The organism is Pontibacter sp. FD36, from assembly GCF_015686655.1.
Taxonomy (GTDB): domain Bacteria; phylum Bacteroidota; class Bacteroidia; order Cytophagales; family Hymenobacteraceae; genus Pontibacter.
Genome location: NZ_JADPMP010000008.1, coordinates 254,186 through 274,855, shown reverse-complemented (window position 1 = coordinate 274,855; position 20,670 = coordinate 254,186). Strand labels below are relative to the sequence as shown.

Annotated in this window: 17 protein-coding genes; 5 read left to right on the top strand and 12 right to left on the bottom strand. The window is 48.3% G+C overall.

Annotated elements, in window-relative coordinates; genetic code table 11:
• Nucleotides 1-5 precede the first annotated feature (5 nt).
• The 6 genes from rfbA to I0P70_RS13220 all read right to left on the bottom strand — a co-directional run bounded on the left by rfbA (nucleotide 6) and on the right by I0P70_RS13220 (nucleotide 7,840).
• Nucleotides 6-872 carry a glucose-1-phosphate thymidylyltransferase RfbA gene (rfbA, locus tag I0P70_RS13245; RefSeq protein ID WP_196118697.1) on the bottom strand — a complete coding sequence of 289 codons (867 nt, stop codon included), beginning with the start codon at nucleotides 870-872 and terminating at the stop codon, nucleotides 6-8.
• Nucleotides 873-989: 117 nt separating this feature from the next.
• The gene (gene rfbB, locus I0P70_RS13240) at nucleotides 990-2,039 is read right to left on the bottom strand and encodes a dTDP-glucose 4,6-dehydratase (RefSeq protein WP_196118693.1); all 1,050 of its coding nucleotides are present in this window, start codon (nucleotides 2,037-2,039) and stop codon (nucleotides 990-992) included.
• Nucleotides 2,040-2,166: 127 nt separating this feature from the next.
• Nucleotides 2,167-3,177, bottom strand: coding sequence for an SDR family oxidoreductase (locus I0P70_RS13235; protein ID WP_196118690.1), 1,011 nt, complete (start codon nucleotides 3,175-3,177; stop codon nucleotides 2,167-2,169).
• Between the two features lie 79 nt (nucleotides 3,178-3,256).
• The gene (locus I0P70_RS13230; protein ID WP_196118687.1) at nucleotides 3,257-4,552 is read right to left on the bottom strand and encodes a nucleotide sugar dehydrogenase; all 1,296 of its coding nucleotides are present in this window, start codon (nucleotides 4,550-4,552) and stop codon (nucleotides 3,257-3,259) included.
• A gap of 117 nt (nucleotides 4,553-4,669) precedes the next feature.
• A complete protein-coding gene (locus I0P70_RS13225) occupies nucleotides 4,670-7,027 on the bottom strand; it encodes a polysaccharide biosynthesis tyrosine autokinase (protein WP_196118665.1) in 2,358 nt (785 codons plus the stop codon).
• 24 nt (nucleotides 7,028-7,051) lie between these two features.
• Entirely contained in the window at nucleotides 7,052-7,840 is a 789-nt protein-coding gene (locus I0P70_RS13220) for a polysaccharide biosynthesis/export family protein (protein ID WP_196118662.1), read from the bottom strand.
• Between the two features lie 387 nt (nucleotides 7,841-8,227).
• On the opposite strand from I0P70_RS13220, the gene I0P70_RS13215 reads away from it, so the two are divergent.
• Nucleotides 8,228-9,118, top strand: a complete 891-nt coding sequence (locus I0P70_RS13215) for a flavin reductase family protein (RefSeq protein WP_196118659.1) — start codon at nucleotides 8,228-8,230, stop codon at nucleotides 9,116-9,118.
• Between the two features lie 84 nt (nucleotides 9,119-9,202).
• Here the strand turns inward: I0P70_RS13215 and I0P70_RS13210 are convergent, their stop codons facing one another.
• From I0P70_RS13210 to I0P70_RS13195, 4 genes are all read right to left on the bottom strand, one after another.
• On the bottom strand, nucleotides 9,203-9,961 hold the full coding sequence (locus I0P70_RS13210; protein WP_196118656.1) for a DUF6503 family protein: 759 nt from the start codon (nucleotides 9,959-9,961) through the stop codon (nucleotides 9,203-9,205).
• A gap of 288 nt (nucleotides 9,962-10,249) precedes the next feature.
• Nucleotides 10,250-10,912, bottom strand: coding sequence for a YceI family protein (locus tag I0P70_RS13205; RefSeq protein WP_196118653.1), 663 nt, complete (start codon nucleotides 10,910-10,912; stop codon nucleotides 10,250-10,252).
• A gap of 516 nt (nucleotides 10,913-11,428) precedes the next feature.
• Nucleotides 11,429-12,088 (bottom strand): YceI family protein, encoded by a 660-nt coding sequence (locus tag I0P70_RS13200; protein WP_196118650.1) that lies wholly within the window; start codon nucleotides 12,086-12,088, stop codon nucleotides 11,429-11,431.
• Between the two features lie 60 nt (nucleotides 12,089-12,148).
• Nucleotides 12,149-12,604 carry a MarR family winged helix-turn-helix transcriptional regulator gene (locus I0P70_RS13195; protein ID WP_196118647.1) on the bottom strand — a complete coding sequence of 152 codons (456 nt, stop codon included), beginning with the start codon at nucleotides 12,602-12,604 and terminating at the stop codon, nucleotides 12,149-12,151.
• Nucleotides 12,605-12,948: 344 nt separating this feature from the next.
• Here I0P70_RS13195 and I0P70_RS13190 point away from each other — a divergent pair, with 344 nt between their 5' ends.
• The 3 genes from I0P70_RS13190 to I0P70_RS13180 all read left to right on the top strand — a co-directional run bounded on the left by I0P70_RS13190 (nucleotide 12,949) and on the right by I0P70_RS13180 (nucleotide 15,089).
• The gene (locus I0P70_RS13190; protein WP_196118644.1) at nucleotides 12,949-13,956 is read left to right on the top strand and encodes a c-type cytochrome; all 1,008 of its coding nucleotides are present in this window, start codon (nucleotides 12,949-12,951) and stop codon (nucleotides 13,954-13,956) included.
• A 109-nt stretch (nucleotides 13,957-14,065) separates the two neighbouring features.
• The gene (locus I0P70_RS13185) at nucleotides 14,066-14,560 is read left to right on the top strand and encodes a methylated-DNA--[protein]-cysteine S-methyltransferase (RefSeq protein WP_196118642.1); all 495 of its coding nucleotides are present in this window, start codon (nucleotides 14,066-14,068) and stop codon (nucleotides 14,558-14,560) included.
• Between the two features lie 97 nt (nucleotides 14,561-14,657).
• Complete coding sequence (locus tag I0P70_RS13180; protein ID WP_196118639.1) at nucleotides 14,658-15,089, top strand: RDD family protein; 432 nt, start codon at nucleotides 14,658-14,660, stop codon at nucleotides 15,087-15,089.
• A gap of 3 nt (nucleotides 15,090-15,092) precedes the next feature.
• Here the strand turns inward: I0P70_RS13180 and I0P70_RS13175 are convergent, their stop codons facing one another.
• The gene (locus I0P70_RS13175; RefSeq protein ID WP_196118636.1) at nucleotides 15,093-15,653 is read right to left on the bottom strand and encodes a histidine phosphatase family protein; all 561 of its coding nucleotides are present in this window, start codon (nucleotides 15,651-15,653) and stop codon (nucleotides 15,093-15,095) included.
• A 65-nt stretch (nucleotides 15,654-15,718) separates the two neighbouring features.
• Nucleotides 15,719-18,598 carry a hypothetical protein gene (locus tag I0P70_RS13170; protein WP_196118633.1) on the bottom strand — a complete coding sequence of 960 codons (2,880 nt, stop codon included), beginning with the start codon at nucleotides 18,596-18,598 and terminating at the stop codon, nucleotides 15,719-15,721.
• Nucleotides 18,599-18,963: 365 nt separating this feature from the next.
• Here I0P70_RS13170 and I0P70_RS13165 point away from each other — a divergent pair, with 365 nt between their 5' ends.
• On the top strand, nucleotides 18,964-20,670 hold the full coding sequence (locus tag I0P70_RS13165; protein WP_196118630.1) for a glycosyltransferase family 39 protein: 1,707 nt from the start codon (nucleotides 18,964-18,966) through the stop codon (nucleotides 20,668-20,670).

Sequence of the window (20,670 nt, the reverse complement as noted above, 5' to 3'; positions counted from 1 at the left end):
GTATTCTACTGCTCTTTTAAAATTCTTATGAGATACTCGCCATAACCACTCTTGCGTAATGGTATAGCAATTTCATTGAGCTGCTCTTCGGTGATATAGCCCATGCGCCAAGCCACTTCCTCGATGCAGCCTATCTTGAGCCCCTGCCGCTCCTCTATCACCTGCACAAAAGTGGCAGCCTGCATCAAGGCTTGTATAGTGCCAGTGTCAAGCCAGGCCATACCGCGATTGAGGATACCTACCTTCAGCTTGCCTCTTCTCAGGTATTCCCGGTTCACATCCGTAATCTCATACTCCCCACGCAGACTCGGCTCCAGGCTCTTAGCAATCTCTACCACGGCATTGTCGTAAAAGTAAAGCCCAGGCACAGCATAGCTGCTCTTAGGCTCCTTAGGTTTCTCCTCTATTGAGATGGCGCACCCATTTTCATCAAATTCTACCACACCATAGCATTCCGGGTCCTGCACATGGTAGGCGTATACCACGCCCCCGTCCGGGTCTGAATTCTGACGCAGCACCGAGCCCACTCCCGCTCCGTAAAAAATATTGTCGCCTAGCACCAGCGCCACTTTATCCTTCCCGATAAATTCCTCCCCTATCACAAAAGCTTGTGCTAACCCGTTGGGTACCTCCTGCACGGCATAGCTAAAGCGGCAGCCGATTTGGCTCCCGTCCCCAAGTAACCGCTCAAACATAGGCAGGTCGTGCGGCGTGGAGATGATTAGGATCTCCCGGATGCCGGCCAGCATCAGCGTCGAGAGCGGGTAGTAAATCATAGGCTTGTCGTAAACAGGCATGAGTTGCTTGCTTACTGCCAAGGTAAGGGGGTGGAGACGGGTGCCGGAGCCCCCGGCCAGTATGATTCCTTTCATGTGGTTAATTGTTAAATTGTTGGATGGTTAAATTGTTGTTGGGCTTCCAGCGATGGCGGCCGCTAGTTGCGATAGCTGCACCTGCCCCTGTCTTTTAACCATTTAGCAATGTAGCCATTATCTTTCCCCGTACTGCTGCGCGTAGTAGTCGCGGTAGTGGCCACTTGTCACCTCCTCCAGCCATTCCTCGTTCTGAAGGTACCAATCCACCGTTTTCCTTAGCCCTTCCTCGAAAGTGACTGAGGGCGCCCACTCAAGTTCCCCCATCAGTTTAGAAGAATCAATGGCATAGCGGGCGTCGTGGCCTGCGCGGTCCTTCACGAAGGTGATGAGTCTCCTCGACTCGCCAGGCTGCCTCCCTAATTTCTCGTCCATCACGTCGCAGAGCAATTCTATCAGGTCAATATTGCGCCACTCGTTTACTCCGCCCACGTTGTAAGTATCCCCTAACTTTCCTTTGTGGAATATTACATCAATGGCCCGGGCGTGGTCGAGCACGTAAAGCCAGTCGCGTACGTTATCGCCTTTGCCGTATACCGGCACCGGCTTCCCACTTTTGATATTATGGATAGCCAGTGGGATAAGCTTCTCAGGGAAATGGTTAGGACCGTAATTGTTGGAGCAATTGCTGAGCTTTATGGGCAGACCGAAGGTATGGTGCCAGGCCCGAACGAAGTGGTCAGAGGCGGCTTTAGAGGCCGAGTAAGGAGAGCGCGGGTCATAGGCCGTGGACTCGGTAAAGAGCCCCTCATCCCCCAGAGAGCCATATACTTCATCAGTAGAGACGTGGTAGAAGAGCTTACCCTCCAACTGCCCCAGCCAGTGCTTTCTGCAGGCCTCCAGCAGGTTGACTGTGCCCATCACGTTGGTTCGAACAAAAGCCATGGGACCGGAAATGGAGCGATCCACGTGAGACTCAGCCGCTAGGTGGATAACCGCGTCAAATGCATTCTCAGAGAAGATACTTTCCAGATAGGCCGAATCTGTGATGTCACCTTTTAGGAAGGTATAGTTCTCCTCTACCTCCAGGTCCTTCAGGTTCTGCAGATTGCCTGCGTAAGTGAGTTTATCGAGGTTGAAGACCTGGTATTGTGGGTACTTCTCCACGAACAGCCGCACCACATGAGATCCAATGAATCCTGCACCTCCGGTAATGAGTATTTTCATTATGCTTTACTAAATTTTCATTTAACTGTTAGCTCGCCCCTGTCTTTCTTATGATGGGAGTGATACATGAGTTATAACCTTCTTGAAATAGGCAGCGGTGTGTTACACTAGTGCAGAACAATCCAACCTAAGCCTTGGCTTTTATCTCTACCTTATCATTGTTCTCCTTGTACCAGCCGAAGGCAATACCCAGTCCTTCTAACACTGAGTAGGAAGGCGCATAACCAATCAATTTGTTTGCTTTCGAGATATCTGCTAAACTATGCCGCACATCACCTTTCCGCTCCTCTCTATATTCTGGTGATAGTTCAATACCTGCAATTTCTGTGATTCTTCCCCACAGTTGGTTTAAAGTAGTGCGCTCCCCAAATGCAATGTTCACTACTTCATGTTTCTCCACACTTGTAGCAAGTAATGCCTTCACATTGGCCTGCACCGCATTTTCCACGAAGGTAAAATCGCGGCTTGTTTCACCATCTCCATTGATGTAAGGAGTTTCATTTTGAATAGCTGCTTCAATAAACAGTGGTATTACAGCTGCATAAGGCCCTTTAGGATTCTGCTTCGGACCAAACACGTTGAAGTAGCGCAATCCTATGGTGTGAAAATCATAGGTCTTTGAGAACACGCTTGCATATAACTCATTCACATACTTGGTCACAGCGTAGGGCGATAGTGGATTTCCAATCTTATCCTCCTCCTTAGGCAGGCCTGGATGGTCGCCATATGTACTGGAACTTGCAGCATATGCCATACGTTTCACGCCTGCATCTCTCGCGGCTACCAGCATGTTCAGGAAGCCGCTGATGTTGACATCATTGCTAGTAATAGGGTCATTGATAGAACGAGGAACTGAACCCAGTGCGGCCTGATGGGATACATAGTCTATACCTTCCAATGCTTTCTGGCATGTCTCCAGTTCCCGGATATCACCCTCTAGCAACTCAAAGGCTGGATTGCTTTTGAACTCTTCTATATTTGTGTGAGAGCCGGTAGAGAAGTTATCAAGTACACGCACCTTCCCTGCACCGTACTTGAGAAGGTATTCGACAATGTTGGAGCCGATAAAGCCCGCTCCTCCTGTTATCAGGAAGCTGCTTTGGCTTAGGTCTGTTGTGTGGTAGGGAGTGTTGTACATATATTTACTATCCAAATGGCTTAATTTAACCGGGTCAAACCACCCCTAACCCCTCCTTGTCCAAGGAGGGGATACTTCACTACAAACGTGCGTCGGAAAGTTCTTTTGAGAGGACGCCTTTAACGTCGTAGATCACGGCTTTCTCTTTGCAAAGATCATTTAGGTCGAGCAATTTGAACTCATTGTGAGAAACTGCCAGGATAATGGCATCGCAATCAGTTACACCATTTAGCTCTTTCACAGAGTCCCAACCGTACTCGTGTTTGACCTCTGCTGGTTCAGCCCACGGGTCGTAGATCGTGATATTGGTATCGTAATCTTTGAGCGTTCGTAGGATATCTACTACTTTCGTATTGCGCACGTCCGGGCAGTTCTCCTTAAATGTAATACCGAGTACTAGGATATTTGCTCCCTTCACAGGAATGTCCTTCTTCACCATCAATTTAATCACTTCATGGGCCACATACTCGCCCATACCGTCGTTAAGACGGCGACCAGCCAAAATGATCTCCGGGTGATAACCGGCTTCCTGAGCTTTTTGTGCCAGGTAATAAGGGTCTACCCCGATGCAATGTCCACCAACCAGGCCGGGCTTGAATTTGAGAAAATTCCATTTCGTTCCGGCTGCTTCCAATACCTCGTCTGTATCAATACCCAGACGATTGAAGATTTTGGCAAGTTCGTTCACGAAGGCAATATTGATATCACGCTGTGCATTCTCGATCACCTTCGCTGCTTCTGCAACTTTTATAGATGCTGCCTTGTGCGTTCCTGCTGTGATTACTGCTCTATACAGCTGGTCTACTTTTTCTGCTGTTTCAGAAGTAGAGCCGGAAGTGATTTTTAGAATTTTAGCTACGGTATGTTCCTTATCTCCTGGGTTAATGCGTTCAGGAGAATAGCCTGCAAAAAAGTCTACATTAAACTTTAGTCCAGACATGCGCTCCAGCACAGGTACGCATTCTTCTTCTGTAACGCCTGGGTAAACGGTCGATTCATAAATTACGATATCGCCTCGTTTTAGTACCTTCCCCACGGTCTCGCTCGCCTTGTAGAGCGGCGTCAGATCGGGGCGGTTATTTTTGTCTACCGGGGTAGGCACCGTAACGATGTAATAATTACAATCTTCAATGTCTTTCAGGTTATTGGAGCAATAAAGACCAGTCTGCCCATTAGAGCTTGAAGTTAGAACCGATTTTAAATAATCATTTTCAATCTCTAACGTGCGATCATACCCCTCATTCAGTTCCTGCACCCGACTTTCATTGATGTCGAAACCAACAGTAGGGAACTTCTTAGCAAACTCAACAGCTAGTGGTAAGCCTACATAACCTAAGCCGATTACGGCAATTTTCGCGTTATCTATACCTGACATTTTTTTATGTTCGTTTTTCTTGTCTTGTTATTCTGCACACGATAGGACAGGTTGCGACCTGTCCTTACTAAGTTTACTAACTCCTAAACTCTAAAAAACTTACTTCTTCAACTACTACTATCCTTTCACTAACTTCCTCAGCTTCCCGCCAAAGCCTTTCTTCTCCTCCTCATAATAGTTACCATAGCCATAACCGTAGCCATAAGAGTAGCCATAACTGTTTGACTTTTTGGCATCATTCAGCACGATCATTGGATGCTTAAGTTTACGGGATTTGTAAAGGTCATCAATGATTTGTAGTTGTTTCTTATGCGTGTAATTATAGCGTACAATATATAAACTAGAATCTATATACGGGGCTAAGGCCAAAGTGTCTGCTACTTGGCCAACGGGCGAGGAGTCCAGGATAATATAGTCAAATGCGGCTTTCAATTCATCGATAAGAGTACCAATCTTAGGCAATAACATCAGTTCTGCTGGGTTCGGGGGGATAGGCCCTGAACCAACAATGGCCAATTCTGGCATCTCGGGTGCGAACTGGATCAAATCCTCTATCTGTACCGTATCAGAGATTAAGTAATTCGTAATACCAACGCTATTGGGCAGGTTTACACCTTGTGTCAGCTTCGGCTTTCGTAAGTCAAAACCCAGCACAACCACTTTTTTACCTGTCATCACCAAACTGGCAGCCAGGTTAAGGCTAAAGAAAGTTTTACCTTCTCCACTCATACTGGAGGTAACCAGTATTACTTTATTTTCTTTACCACCAGCAGCGAATTGTAAGTTAGCGCGTAGTAGCCTAAAGAGTTCGGCACTGGAACTTCGGCTTTCCCGTGTGATTACGAGCATATTACCAGAATCATTATGCCCGATTTCCCCTAAAATTGGCGTAGAAGTGCCTTTCTCCACATCGCGCAATTCCTGCACGGAATCATTGAGCATATCGCGTAGGAAAATTCCGGCAAAAGGTATAGCCAAACCGGCTAGCAAGGCCATCAAGTAAATATTGGTGGATTGAGGTTCAATCGGGCTTCCACCAGCGGCAGCTGGATCAAGGACGCGGGAATTGGATGGTGTAATAGCTTGTGAAAGTGCGGCTTCTTCGCGCTTCTGCAAAAGATAAAGGTATAAACCCTCTTTTATACCTTGTTGCCGACTGATATCAGTCAATTCACGCTTCATGGAAGGAACCTGTCGCACTTGAGACTCAAACTGACGGGCGCTAGCCTGTAAATTACGACGAACAACTAATAAGCCCTCCCTGATGTTCCTGATATTCTCAAGGATATTCAGACGTAAAATTTCTAACTGCTCATTGACATTGCGCAGCACTGGATTGTTCTCTGTGACAGACCTGCCTAGGCGGCGACGTTGGTTTTGCAAGTCATTGAAGTTCGCAATTAAGCCTCCAAGAGTTGGATCTGAAATATCAAGGCTAGTTGGTACCAGTTCGTTCTTATTCTCCTCATTTTGGAGATAGGACTCAACTGATTTTAAGATTTCAAGTTTAACCTCATTATCAGTTATTTGCTGGTTGTATGCATGTGCCGTACTTTGGTATATACTCCCACTTGCAGCAGGATCGATGAGTCTGTTATTCTGCATGTAACGCTCGACGTCTTTCTCTACGTCAGTGAGTTCCCGTGTCAGGTATACCAGGCGATCATCAATAAACTGAATGGTTTTGGTAACAGCCAGGTTCTTTTCATTGATCGTTTCACGATTGTATACTTCAATCAACTTATTGATAATATCTTTGCCCTTAGCGGGCACAGGATCTGTCAGGCTAAGCTCCATTACCGTAGCATATTCATTCACGCTTTTAACGCCCAACTGCTTGCTATAGCTATTTGCCATTTTGCCCAGGTTATTAAAGCGCACTAATACACGACGTCCTATATCATTGGTAACATCAGAATCTGCTACAATGGTAAAGACCCCATATTTCTTACTGATCTGCTCCCCGAACTTATGAGTGGATACTTTATTTTCTCCTTCATAAATGCTGAAGGAATTATTATCTTCCACCTCAACAACAAAGCTCTTGCCTAAGCCTGCCGAGTCAAGCTGTGCGATAATCGCCTTAATCGGGCTCCGGCCTCCGTATAGTTCGGGCGACTTGATGCGGCCCTCTCCGAAATAAGAAACCTCCATTCCTAATTCGGTAAGCACACGCTCCATTAAACCCTTAGATTTGATAACAAGTACTTCATTAGAAAAAGATTTATTAGCCTTCAATCCGGCTAAATCGCCGAATACCCCACTGGTAGCCAGGTCTGTACCGCTTTCATCCTTAATCAGGATGGTAGCTTTCACACTAAACACAGGAGTAGAATAGCGCAGATATAAATGAGCTGCAGTAAGGGCCAGTGCCACACCAATCACAAACAGGTACCAGTAACGCAAGTACCGCATGATTAGGCCTTTTATATCTAAAGACTCACTATTGTCTTCCTGGAAATCAAGTTCAGACATTATTATAAATAAGGAAACGTTATATTACTTTAACAATTGGTAAAGTACCCAGGCTGAGGATACGATACCGGCAGCGAAGCCCCAGTTACGGCGGATAAAGCTCGTACCTGTTACTTTAGCCTTATCTGGCTCCACATACACAATATCATTCTGTTGCAGGTAAAAATAAGGTGAGGTCAGTGTTTCCTTGCTATTCAGGTTTAAGCGGGCCATGGTACGCTGCCCATCCTGCTCCCGAATCACCAGTACATTGTTCATCTTACCATAAATGGAAATGCCACCCGCCATGGCCAGGCCCTCCAGCAAATTCACTTCTTCATTGTCAGCAGGCACCTGCACAACGGTTGGTCCAGTTTCACCCATCATCGTGAAGCGGAAGTTCTGTAATCTTACCTTCACAATAGGATCTTGCACGTACTCGCGTACCTGTAACAGAATGGAATCCCGAACTTGTTCCGTTGTCATACCGTGTACCTGCATATTGCCTAGCACCGGAAAATCAATTTTCCCTTTTGTATCTACCAGGTAACCCTGGTTCTGATTTCCCTGCTGGCGCATCATTTGTCCCCCACCGCCAGCTCCTTCTTCCATAATAATGCCCCTATTGAACAGCATGTTCGTTTCCATGTTAGGAGTGAGCACTTCAATCGCCAGTAGATCACCAGGCTTGATAGTCAAACGTTTCAATTCAACCGGCTCCGTGATAAGCGGCTTCTGTTCAAGATCACTAAAATAGACAATATTACGTGTGCGGAGTGAGCTACAGGAGGCAAAAAAGAGAAGACTCAGAAAGAGTACCAGTTTAATTTTCATACAGGGTAAAATAGCATTTGCTTTGCTAACAGGCCATGAAGCAAAAATGTAGAATATAGATTAAAACACATTCTCACTAGAAAGCAAAATTACGTAAAATGTTTTTGAAAACAGTTATATAGTATAGTTAATTGTCTGAATCTCTACATAGGGCCCCTACCCCAAGGATTTACAGGATTTCTCTTTTTTTGTTTTGCTCAAGGTATAGAGTTCTTTTCTGTCATCTCGACGATAGGAGAGAGCAGGATCAATTAACAGCATTGCCACAATCCCAGATTTCTCACTTAAGTTCGAAATGACACGTTTGCTTTCTCCTTTCTTTGCCTTCTTCATCTATACAATTCGTAAATTGCAGTTCCTGTTAATACATTCTTAGACAGATATTCCATGAAAACCATAAACCCGAAAGAAACCAAAACGTCAGAAGTACATGCTTTATTGCTGGGAGCCATAGCACCGCGGCCGATTGCTTTTGCCAGTACGGTGGATGAGGAAGGAAACGTGAACCTGAGCCCGTTCAGTTTTTTCAACGTGTTCAGTGCCAAACCGCCGATCGTGGTCTTCTCCCCTGCCCGCCGCGTACGTGACAATACCAGCAAGCATACCCTGGAGAATGTGCTGACCACAAAAGAGGTGGTCATCAACATCGGTAACTATGACATCGTGGAGCAGATGTCGCTGGCGAGCACGGAGTATGACCATGGCATAAACGAGTTTATCAAATCTGGACTGACACCGGAGCCATCGGTGACGGTACGCGCACCCCGTGTGAAAGAAGCGCCTGTGGCAATGGAGTGCCGGGTGAACGAGGTGCTCAGCCTGGGACCGGAAGGCGGTGCGGGTAATCTGGTGATTTGTGAGGTGCTCATGCTTCATGTAAGCGAAGACATCCTGAACGAGGAAGGTAAGATCAATCCTTACAAACTCGATGCCGTGGCTCGTATGGGGGGCGACTATTATCTGCGGGCAAACGGCGATAGCATTTTTGAATTACCCAAGCCGGTTCGCAACAAGGGCGTTGGCGTAGACCAGATCCCGGAGCACATCCGCCATAGCAGTATTCTGACCGGCAATCACCTGGCCCGACTGGGCAATACGGAAGTTATACCTACACCTAAGGAAATTGAGGCTTTCAAATCAGATCCGCTGGTAAGCTATACCTTCAGCAAGTACGGCAAAGACAAAAAGCTGCTACGTGAAGAGCTAGAGAAACTAGGGATAAAGCTGCTGGATGATCATCAGGTGCAGGAGGCTTGGAAGGTGTTCTTGATGGTTTAATTATTGTTTGTGCACGATTGTCATCCCCCTGCCCCCTTCAAAGGGGGACTTTTTGTGCACGATTGGACAGGTCGCGACCTGTCCCTACAAGGCTTTTAACTCTCTTACCTCAATCTCTTCCAGCAACACCTCCGACACTTTCTCCATTTTACCCGCCTCAAAGGCGCGGTCGTAGTTTTCGAGTGGGGTATCTTCTTCTAGGGTGTAGTTTATGTAGTCTTGGAAAAGAATACCGCCGACGGTACGGGGGTTGATGGCTTCGCGGAAACGGGTGCCTCCGTCGTTTTCCTGGAACGAGTAGGCCAGGTAATCCATCGTGTGGCGCTGCTGGTGGAACCAGTAGACGTAGACATCCTGGTAGCCTTCGCCACCACCTTCCTGCGCAAAGGTTACCCGCACTTTGTGGTAAGACTCTCCTTTAATTGTCGCTTCGCCCAAGTATTCTTTGCGTACCGCCTCGTCGTTCAGCGCATAAGGCAAGAGCGCAAAGTAAATCACAGAATTAACGGAAGCGGTGTAAGCTTTCTGTTTTTCTTCTGGCAGCTCCACCTCCATATCGTTAATAGTGCGGGTAAAGCCGCTGTTGCGCCACACATCCCGCACCTGCTGCCCCGTGGAATCAGTAAAAGTACGGCTATACACAAAAGCTCCCCCATCGCGCAAAGCCCTATACTGTCGGTCCCGGAATTGAAAGCTGATCGCACTCTTGAGATACCGATCCCCGCCATGTATGGCAATTGCTTGGTCCACGATCTGCTGTGCATCCAGCTTTTTTTCGGTTTGACAGGATGCGATGGTGAGCAGGAAGAGAAAGAATAAGGTATAGAGTGCTTTATGCATCATGGCTTGTCGAGTTTTAGATGCAGGCAAGTTAATCATTTTTCAAGTTCCTCTGTAGGGACAGGTCGCGACCTATCCGAATCGTGCATGAATGATTAACTGGACACTCAAGCTGTCAACCTATATTTTGCCATTTAGACCTGGGGGAAGGGGCCCTCTATTTGGGAAAAATCTGAGCTATTATTTAAGTTCTGGTCAGATCCAGACCTCTCCTATCGTCCAGATGACAACAGTAAAAACAAAAAACCCCCTCCTGTTTTTAGGAGGGGGTTTGGGGGAGGTGATACTTAATTACTTCTTAGCCGTAATATCCAGGCTCACTGTGAAGTTATCGTCGATTACTTTGTCGCCTAGGTCATCGAAGAAGCTCTTTGAACCGTAACGCACGTCGTATTTCGCGCGGTCTACGATCACATCAGCTTTGGCAGTTGCTGTACCGTTTTCAACGTTGATAGTAGCCGGGAAGCTTACTGGGTTTGTTTTGCCTTTGATAGTCAGGTCGCCTTCTACGTTGTAGTTTGGCTGACCGGCAGCTGCGTTTGCAATCGGGCTGATGCGGTTGATCTTGAAGTTAGCAGTCGGGTGCTGCTCTACACCGAAGAAATCGTCTGACTTCAAGTGGCCAACCAAGTCGCTGTTGTACTTAGCATCCTCGATGTCAGTGTTTGTGATCGAGGCCATATCGATGGTAAATTCACCACCTACTATCTGCTCGTCGGCTACTACCAGCTCACCACCTTGCAGGCTGATGTTGCCGGAGTGCTCACCACCTACTTTTTTGCCATTCCAGGTCAGTTCGCTGGCAGCTGGATCCACAGCATACGCATCGCCTTCGGCTGCCTCAACAGCTTCTGTAGTAACGGCAGTAGTGTTTTCAGTTGCAGTGTTGCTGTCGGTGCAGGCAGTAAAGAAAAGCGCTGCGGCCATGGAAGCAAGGATTGCTGTCTTTTTCATGTGATTCTAATTTAGATAATAATAGTTTTCTGAATTTGAGCTACAAATTTAATGTATATACATTTATTGTACAAACATAGTTCAGTAAAACTTTTAAATTGTTGATTGCTTATTGTTAAATGCTAATAAGAACCTGTAAGGACAGGTCGCGACCCAATGCCGTCAACTTAAACTCTTTTTGTCATTTCGAACAAAGTGAGGAATCTGAAATATTGTTAAAACCCCTAATTAACCCCGATCTCTCATTGCATTCGAGATGACAGGTTAGGCACAGCGTTTCTTAAGTTGACGGCATTGGGTCGCGACCTATCCTGATCGTGTACTGGCAAATTGTCAGAATCAATATTTGTAGGATTAAAGAGGGCCCCTCCCCGCGGATTAACAGGATTCTCAATATCGATTGTTTCAAAGATCAATCCTGAAAATCTTAATATCCTGTAAATCCTGATTCAGACAATAAAAAAAGCTCTCCCCTTTCACAGGAGAGAGCTTTACTAAATATTGAGGTTTAATCTATTAGCTATTCGTCTGCTTCGCCTTCACGTTAAAACTTACAGTGAACTCATCATAGATCGCTTTGTCGCCTAGGTTCTCAAAGAAGTTGCTGGAGCGGTAGCGGATGTCGAATTTGGTGCGGTCAACGGTTACGTCGGCTTTAGCAGTGGCTACGCCGTCTTTCACGGTGATGGTGGCAGGGAAACTTACCGGGTTGGTGATGCCTTTGATGGTCAGGTTACCTTTCACATTATAATTTGGCTGACCAGCGGCGGCTTTTGCGATCGGAGTAGTTTCGGTGATCACGAAAGTAGCGCTTGGGTGCTTGTCTACACCGAAGAAGTCGTCTGACTTGAGGTGACCTACCAACTTGCCGTTCATGCCAGCATCCTTGATGTCTTCCACTGTGAGCGAGCTCATGTCAATCTCGAAGGTGCCACCTGTCACACGGTTCTTGTCTACCTGCAACTGACCGCTTTTCAGAGAAATAGCACCATAATGCTCTCCGGTTACTTTTTTAGCGTTCCACTTCACTTCGCTGGCATTGGTCTCAACAGTATAAGTACGGCTCTTGGCAGGAGCGGCCACTTCTGTTGCACTCAGTTCGGTGTGGGTTGTACCTGTGAAGGCAGATAGCATCAGTGCAGCTGCGAATGATGCCAGAATAGCGGTCTTTTTCATGGTGTGAATTATTGATTTTTAAGCGGTTGGATAGTTTATTTTTATAATGGTTTAATAGCCTTAACTCTTTTCTCTCACTTTGTCCAGAAGTTTGCTCAGTTGCAGGGCCTCTTCGTCTGAGAGATTGGTGATACCTGTTCCCTTCCCTCCTTCCAGTTCGTCCATCTGTTTGAGCAGGCTCAGCCCTTTGTCGGTGATCAGCACATCTACGGTGCGACGATCATTGGGGCACTGCTGGCGGGTCACCAGTTCTTTGGCAACCAGCTTATCCACGATCCGGGAAGCATTGGAAGTCTTGTCGAGCATACGCTCAATCAGCATGCTAACGGTAGCGGGCTTTGGGTATTGCCCACGCAGGATACGCAAAATATTATACTGCGGCAAACTTACTCCAAATGGCTTGAACTGCGCACTTTGCTGCTGCTCTAACCAGCCGGCGGTATACACCAGGTTGATGTAAGCCTTTTGGTGCGGGCTCCTGAATACTGGTTGCTTAATCTCTTCTTCTATCTTCATGTTATGATGTTTCGTGTCTGGTTGTTAGCAGTAATCTACCTTTCCTGTTGGGAGGGATAGCTGCATCCGGCGACTGTGATAATCCTGCTAACCCGTGAGAGTAGGGGCTCTATATAAAGATTCAATAAATTGCCCCCACAAATATATGTACATACATTTAATACACCAACATAGTTCAGATTTATACTCAAATATCTCCCGCCTTCACATCAGGAAAACAGGGCTGTACTAATAATGTAATAGCGAAGCTATAAAAAGGCTTGATTATAAAAATATTTATTATAATTATTACAGTTTAAAGATATGCAAAAACCTGATCCTCTAACCTTATACCTCTCACTATTATGAAAAAAGCATTTAAAATTATTGGCATGCTTGTGGTAGCACTGGCTGTCGTCGTGGCGGCGGGGGTGGTATACCTGCGCTATACCTTCCCGAAGGTAGATGCGGCTCCGGTCATCACCATTGAAAAAACACCGGCATTGGTGGAGCGGGGTGAATACCTGGCCAATCATGTGGCGGTGTGCATCGATTGCCATTCTACCCGCGATTTCTCCCGCTTCTCCGGGCCTATCGTGGAGGGCACCTATGGCAAAGGCGGTGATGTGTTTGACCACACCATGGGCTTCCCCGGCACCTTTTATGCCCGCAACATCACACCCGACAAAGAAACAGGTATAGGTAACTGGACTGACGGCGAGATTTACCGCGCCATCACAACCGGAGTCAGCCGCAACGGAGATCCGCTCTTTCCGGTGATGCCTTATAAGTCCTATGCCAGCATGAGCACCAATGATGTGTATGCTATCATTTCGTATATCCGCACTCTTGATCCTATCAAACACAAGGTACCGAAAGGTGATCCGGACTTCCCGATGAATTTGATTCTGCGCACTATCCCATCTGGTAGCCCTACTCCTACCGATGAACGCACCTTAACCAGCGAAGTGCTGCGTGGCAAATACCTGCTATCCATCGCCGCCTGTGCCGATTGTCATACCCCCCAGGAAAAAGGGGCTCCTATTGAAGGTAAGTACCTGGCTGGTGGGTTTGAGTTTAATTTTCCAAATGGAGCCGTGCTGCGCTCTGTCAACATCACGCCGGATAAGCAGACAGGTATAGGCAGCTGGACTGAAGATGCCTTTGTGCAACGCTTTAAGAACTATGAAGCACCGGAAGCCACTGCCGCAAAACTGGAGCCCGACGCATTTAACACGATTATGCCATGGGCCATGTATGCCGGCATGAAAGAAGAAGACTTGCGCGCCATCTATAAATACCTGATGTCTGTGGAACCAAACAGCAACAAAGTAGAGCGCTATACCCCACCAGGGGCTGTTGCTAAAAAATAAGCCTACTCGAAAATATGCGCGTTTGCTATCCTGTTTTAGAAAATAGGATGGCAAACGTGCGTTCGTATGGTTATATTTGAGGTATAGCCAAACGCAAAACACGATAAGCATGACCTATACTACTTATATAGACTCACCTCTCGGACCGCTTCGGATCAGCGGTACAGACCAAGGTGTAACAGAAGTGCGGTTTTGCGAAGCTGAAGAAGTGTCAACAGTACAGACGACTGCTCTGCCTGCCTGTCTTAGTGACTGCGTACAGCAGTTGGAAGAGTATTTTGCAGGTGAACGTCAGGATTTTGACTTGGTACTTGCGCCTGCGGGTACGACTTTCCAGAAACAGGTATGGCAGGAATTGCAAGGTATACCGCATGGCAAAACCACAAGTTACCTGGCTGTGTCAAGGGCTGTTTCGGGCGAGAAAGCTATACGTGCGGTGGGAGCTGCGAACGGCCGTAACCCGATCTGCATTGTGGTGCCCTGCCACCGGGTGATTGGCAGCGACGGAAGTCTGACCGGTTATGCAGGCGGTCTTTGGAGAAAAGAATGGTTGTTACGACACGAAGGTGCCTTACGAACAGCTCCACAAACTTCACTCTTTTAAAAATTCTAATATTAACCAAAATATTGCAACCCACTTGCATGTATACAGTATAAAGTAAAAGCACCCTATGTTAAGGTGCTTTTACCTGCTATTACGTATGCAATTGTCTTATCAGAAAGCGAAACCACACCTGCTTGAAGCCCAATTGGGCACGCGTGTGCTTGCTTTTTGCCTGGACTCGCTCTTCCTGGTTTCCATCATCGGTCTGATCGAGTACTTTACCTTTAGCAGTGACGAGGAGGCGCTGCTTTTTAAATCAGAGCGGCTGCTTCACATGCTGCTGGGCTGGCTATACTTTGCTGGCACCGAAAGTGCTGCCTGGCAGGGCTCTATCGGGAAACACCTGCTGGGGCTCCGCGTCGTAGGGCACAGCGGCGACCGCATTTCGTTCCGACGCGCCAGTCTCCGTTATCTGCTCAAGCCAATCAGCATATTTGTGCTGCTTATGCAGGCTTTGACAGGGACTTCGGTTGCTTCCTACTCCCGCCTGTTTCATGACCGCATCTGCAAAACCAGGGTGTTGTCCTAGCGTCTAAGCTCCAAATTCAGTAACCTCTACACTAGCTGTGTTGTCCGGCCGAACAGTCAGCTTGAACAGGTAGCGATACTGGTTGTCCTGAATCTCCTCAAAAGGCTTTTGCGCACCGAATGCCTCTAAGATCGGCAGAAGCGTGTTGGAGTGCCCGGCCACCACAACCGTCTGGCCTCGATGCTCTTGTAAGATACGCTCCTTCAGGCCTTCAAAATCATGTCCTTCATACTGCACCACCTCAATATTGCGTTCCTGTGCCAGCGGATAAAGTGTCTGACCGGTGCGCATATACTTTGTAGCGTACAAGGCATCTACCTCCTGCCCTTCCAGTAAAGCACGCAAGGCCTCAGCACGGGCATGCCCCGCCTCTGTCAGCTCCGGATCTTCGTTAGAGGCTTCGGTGGTATCCTTCTCCGCATGGCGCACCAGGTATATAGTCGTTACTTCAGTAGCAGTCTCAATCTCCTCGATCTGCTGATCAGAAGTAGCGGAGCCGGAGTTGCAGGCACTGAACATGCCCAGAAATAAAAGTAAGAGGCTGAGTTGAAAGATGTTTTTCATGAGTTGAGATTTAAAAAGTTTAAAATATTGTCTGAATTTTCACACAAAACCCCTGTCCTAGGGATTTACAATTTATACCCCAGCTCTATACCTGCAACCAGCAGACGTTCGGCCTGGTTGCTTTTACCTTGCTGGTGCAGGAGGCGGACCAGGCTTTGGCGGGCTTCGTAGAGGTATGGGTTTTCGCGAAGGGCGGCTTCGTAAGCTTTTTGGGCACGTTTTGGCTCTTCATCTGCTTCCCATACCTTGCCGGAGGCAAACAGAAAATCGGCCAGCTCGGCAGGGGTGTGCTGCACGGGTTGTTTCTTGAGTTCTTCCTGCGCCTTGTGAGCATCCCCCAAGCCGGCGTAAACCCGTGCTAATAGGGTAGCTTCGCTGCGGGCACGCACTTTTCCACTGCTGATGGGCTCCAGCAACTGCTGAGCGGCTGCTTTGTCACCGAGCTGCAATTGCCAGGCGGCCATACGCACCATGTAGCCTGGGCGGGGAGTACCTGCTGCTGCCAGTATACGTTGTGCTTCTGCCAAAGTCGCAATAGCCTCGCTGTACTTACCCTGTGTGGCCAGTACTTCGGCATACTGCTGACGAAGTTCATAATGCTGTGGCTTGCGAGCTACCAGTGCCGCCAAAGTGCGTTCCGCATCGAGCGATGGGGCGGCCGTACCACGCAACCAACTGGTATAGGCCTGTGCCTCGTCACGACGGTCGCGTAGGTAGGTAGAGATGGTTGAAGCTTCCTGCACGTAGCGTTCCCCGACTGCAATAGCCTCCGGAAGCCTTCCGTAAGCGGCATACATTTCCCGGAAAGCCTGGTTGATGCGTGCGCGGGTAAGCAGATCATCTTCCAATAGCAGGGCCTGGTCATAACGTGATTGCTGCTCCTGCACGGCACGGCGGGCTGTTAACTTACCGGCTCTGCGGCGGGCCTCTAACAAATCAGCCTCAGCGGTATAGATCGGCGCATAATCTTTATTCACTTGTTGGGCACGCTCCAGCCATTGCTGCGCCTCATCGAAGGCCAACTGTCGTTGCTTCAGCCCGGCATAGGCCAGCAGGGCAGGTTGGTAGTTGGCGTCCCAAGTAAGGGCGGAATCGAGCAGCGCAGCGGCTTTCGGAAAATTATGCGCTCTGATTTCGCGCTCCGCCAGGTTCAGGTATACCTGTGCCCAGTTGCTGGCCATGGCCTGTTTGTCGCCAGCAAGGTAGGCTTCTTGCCGCTTCACCAGTTTATCTAGGAAGGTATAGAGCTCCGGATCCTTCGCTTTCAGGTCGCTGGTGGTGTTGATGGACTTGTGATTGAGCGGATGCACTTTTACAGGCTCAAAATAGGCCGGATAGGTCTGGGCCAGATATTCGTGCTCGTTGTTGGCTGAATAGTAGTCGAGGGTACGGCCTTCCTTCATCGCATTATGATAGAGGCGACGCACTGCCCGGTTTTCAGCATCAGTGAAAACCCGGCCATGAAACAGGTGCACATACTCGTGCAGCACCACGTTACGCTCCAGGTAAGCACCCCGAATCACATACTCGATGGCGGCTGCTCCGCTCCCCACTCCCCGAATATCCATCCATTGGCGGTTATCAAAAGTAGTGGCCTGTCGGAAGTAAGGCGAATTCATGGCAATGGCTAGGTCAATGTGCAGGGGCGGGATCACGAACTTCTCCCCTTGCCGGGACAGAAACGGGAAGTATACGGTACTGGCATAGAGTTGCGACCAGACCATTTTCTGCACGGTCTCTCCCGGGTAATACGTCACATCCGGAAACACTCGGGCAAAGTTCACAGGGTCCTTGATCTCGGTCTGCTGAATCACCTGCGTGAGCGAGTCATAAGCAGCCAGGTATACGAGCTGCTTTTGCTTGATGACCGCTGCCAGCGCATTGTGCGCCGGTCCGTAATGCTGTTTGGTGCGAAGTATACGCTGGAAGATAACTTCAGCTGAGTCGAGTCGTGGCTGGCGCGGCAGGTCAAAAGCCATGTAGTAGGCAGAACCCCGTAGCATGTCGGGCAGTACAGAGGTCGGATACGCTTGCTGCACCTTGCGGATCTCTTTCAGTGCCTCCTGCAATTTGTTTTGAGAGATCAACTGGTCAGCCGGTTGCAGGGCTTTGCGCACGGCTTCATCTTCCGGCTGGGCATAGTCAGCATAGGTGAGGTTGGTATGGCCGTTGCCCCAGTGCCAGTGTGTGACATAGTGCAGCTGGTTTAACGCAAGAGCCAGCTCCCATTGGGCAGCCATGGCGTTGAGCTGCGTGGCATCCACCCGGCGCCAGATGGCATAGCCGTAATTGAAGCGGGCATCGGCATCAAATGGGTTTAGGGTCAAGCTCCTGACAAGTGGCTTCTCAGCCTCCTCGGGCTTCTGGTCCCAGAACAGCACATCTGACTCCAGTAGGTAGGCGGCGGCATTATTGGGGTTCCATCTTTGCACCTTCACTGCCTGGGCCAGGGCTTCGTTGTAGCGCTTCTGCAGCATTAGAATACGGCCTGTAATCAAAGTAGCTTCCTCGTCTTTCGGGTCAGCACGCAATAGCCGCTGCGCTGTAGCCATGGCGGCTGGGAGTTCCCAGGCTTGTATCTGCAGTTTACTTTGCAGCAGCAGTGCTTCCCGGTTGGCAGGCTCTTGTTTCAACACCTCTCCTACCAGCGCTTCAGCGGTATGGTACTTGTGCTGCAGCATGGCAAGCCGGGCTTTTGTCAGCCTCACTTCACGAGATGCAGCTGCTTTTTGCAGAAGCGCCTCTGCTTCCTGCCACATCCCCAGCTCCAGCATGCGGTCGGCTCTGTCTGCCAGTGTCTTGGCCTTATCCTGTCGCAACTCCTGTCGTTCACGCTCCAACCGGGCTTTCACTTCAGCTACCTGGTCCGGGTGCTGGGCAAAGGCAACAGGTATAGCCACAAAAAAGAAGGTATAGCAAAGGCAGGCAACAAGCAGGCGGGACATAGTTTCTGTTTAGAGAGGCGATTGACAGCCCTAAAATACGCTACCTGATCCTGAAGACAAAGGGATTTGTTGAATTGTTAAATGGTCTGAATCAGGATTTCCAGGATTTTATAATTTTCAGGATTCATCTTCTGTATAATCAATATTATAAATCCTTGAATCCTGTAAATCCTTGGGGCAGTGGCCCTATGTAAAGATTCAGACAAAAATTTGGTGTACGATTCGGATTGAAAATCTGAAAGGCGACTGTTAGGGGGCTGATCATGGATAAAGCTAACGTTAATCTTCGAAGGTCAAACCAAATCTATTTCACTTTCAAACAGTATAATATCAAGATACAATTTGCATTATTGAATACAAAATAAATGGGATACCAGGCTACAAGCGTACCCTCTACTCCGACTACGGCATTTGCCCTAAGCGTACCTTATAGTGCCCTTTACTTACTGCTCTTTTTATTTTACATCCCTGCGCTGTTCGTGCCGCTTATGGACAATGACTCTGCCCATCATGCCAACATTGCGCTCAAGATGTACCTCGACGGAAATTATACGCACCTGATAGACCAGGGACTACCCTATCTGGACAAGCCCCATCTGTTATTCTGGACCTCAGCACTTTCATACCATTTCTTTGGCGTAAATGCTTTTGCCTACAAGTTACCCTCCTTCCTGTTTACCATATTGGGCACCTATGCCACCTACCGCCTGGGTTGGCTGCTTTACAATAAAGAAGTTGGCAAATTGGCGGGCCTGATCGTCGCCACAGCTTTTGCTTATGTGCTATCCACGAACGATGTCCGGATGGATGCTATGCTAACGGGCTCCGCAATCTTTGCAATCTGGCAACTGTGTGCTTACATAGCGCACAAAAAGGCCATTCACCTTGTGCTGGCAGCATTGGGACTGGCTATGGGCTTTGCTACCAAAGGCTGGGTAGGGGCCGTTGTGCCAGCCATTGCCATTTTGCTGCACCTGCTTTACCAACGCAACTGGCGCATGCTTTTCCATGGCAGGTGGCTGCTCTTAATACTCCTGTTTTTCGTCTTTATTTCACCGGTGCTCTATGCCTACTATGTGCAGTTTGATCTGCACCCTGCCTTGGAAGTGCGCGGCAAGACAAATATATCTGGGGTGAGATTTATTCTCTGGGATCAGAATTTTGAGCGAATGCAAGGAGAAAGTTTTTCGACCAGGAAAAGAGACGTCACCTTCTTTCTGCACACTTTCCTATGGGCGTTCCTGCCCTGGAGTCTGCTAGGTGTGTATGCTATAATTGCGCGAGCCAGGATTTTTATAGCCACCAGATTCCGCTACCAGCGTACGCTAGAGTTCATGACATGGGGGGCTCCGGTATTCTTTATTATGCTCTTTTCCTTGTCTAAGTTCAAGCTGCCGCATTACCTTAATATTCTGTTCCCGCTTATTGCGCTACTGCTCGCCATCCACCTTTACAATAGCCGGAACGCACCCAAACAAACTAAAATTTATTGGTATACGCAGCTGTTTGTACTCACTGGCATGGCATTGATCGGCCTGGCCCTCAACCTCTGGGTCTTTCCTTTTCAATCAGTCTGGGTAATGTTGTTGGCAGGCCTGCTGCTGCTCGTGTGGCTCAGCACCTTATTCCTGAACCTGGAGAAAAGCCAAAGAACCATCTACTGGTCTGTTACAGGAGCCGTTTTCTTTTTTTTCATGCACCATACCAACTTTTACCCGCAGTTGCTCAACTACCAGGCGGGCACCACACTGGCCAAATTCTCAACAGAGAAAAACATTGCCCCTGAGCAGGTATTTATCTACCAGATGGACAGGAGTTTTTCATACGACTTCAACACGGCTTACCTGCACGAGACCATTACGCTCGACCGTATCAAAACCTTGAGCCAGGCAAATACAAACCTCTGGATCGTAACTGACGAGCGAGGCCTGAGCAATCTTCAGAAAAGCGGAATCCCGTTTCAGCAACAGTTCCAGGCACAGGACTACCACGTATCCAAAGTAAAGTGGAAGTTCCTCCACCCTGACACGAGGCAGGAGGCACTTTCCTATATGTATCTCATTCAATTGTAA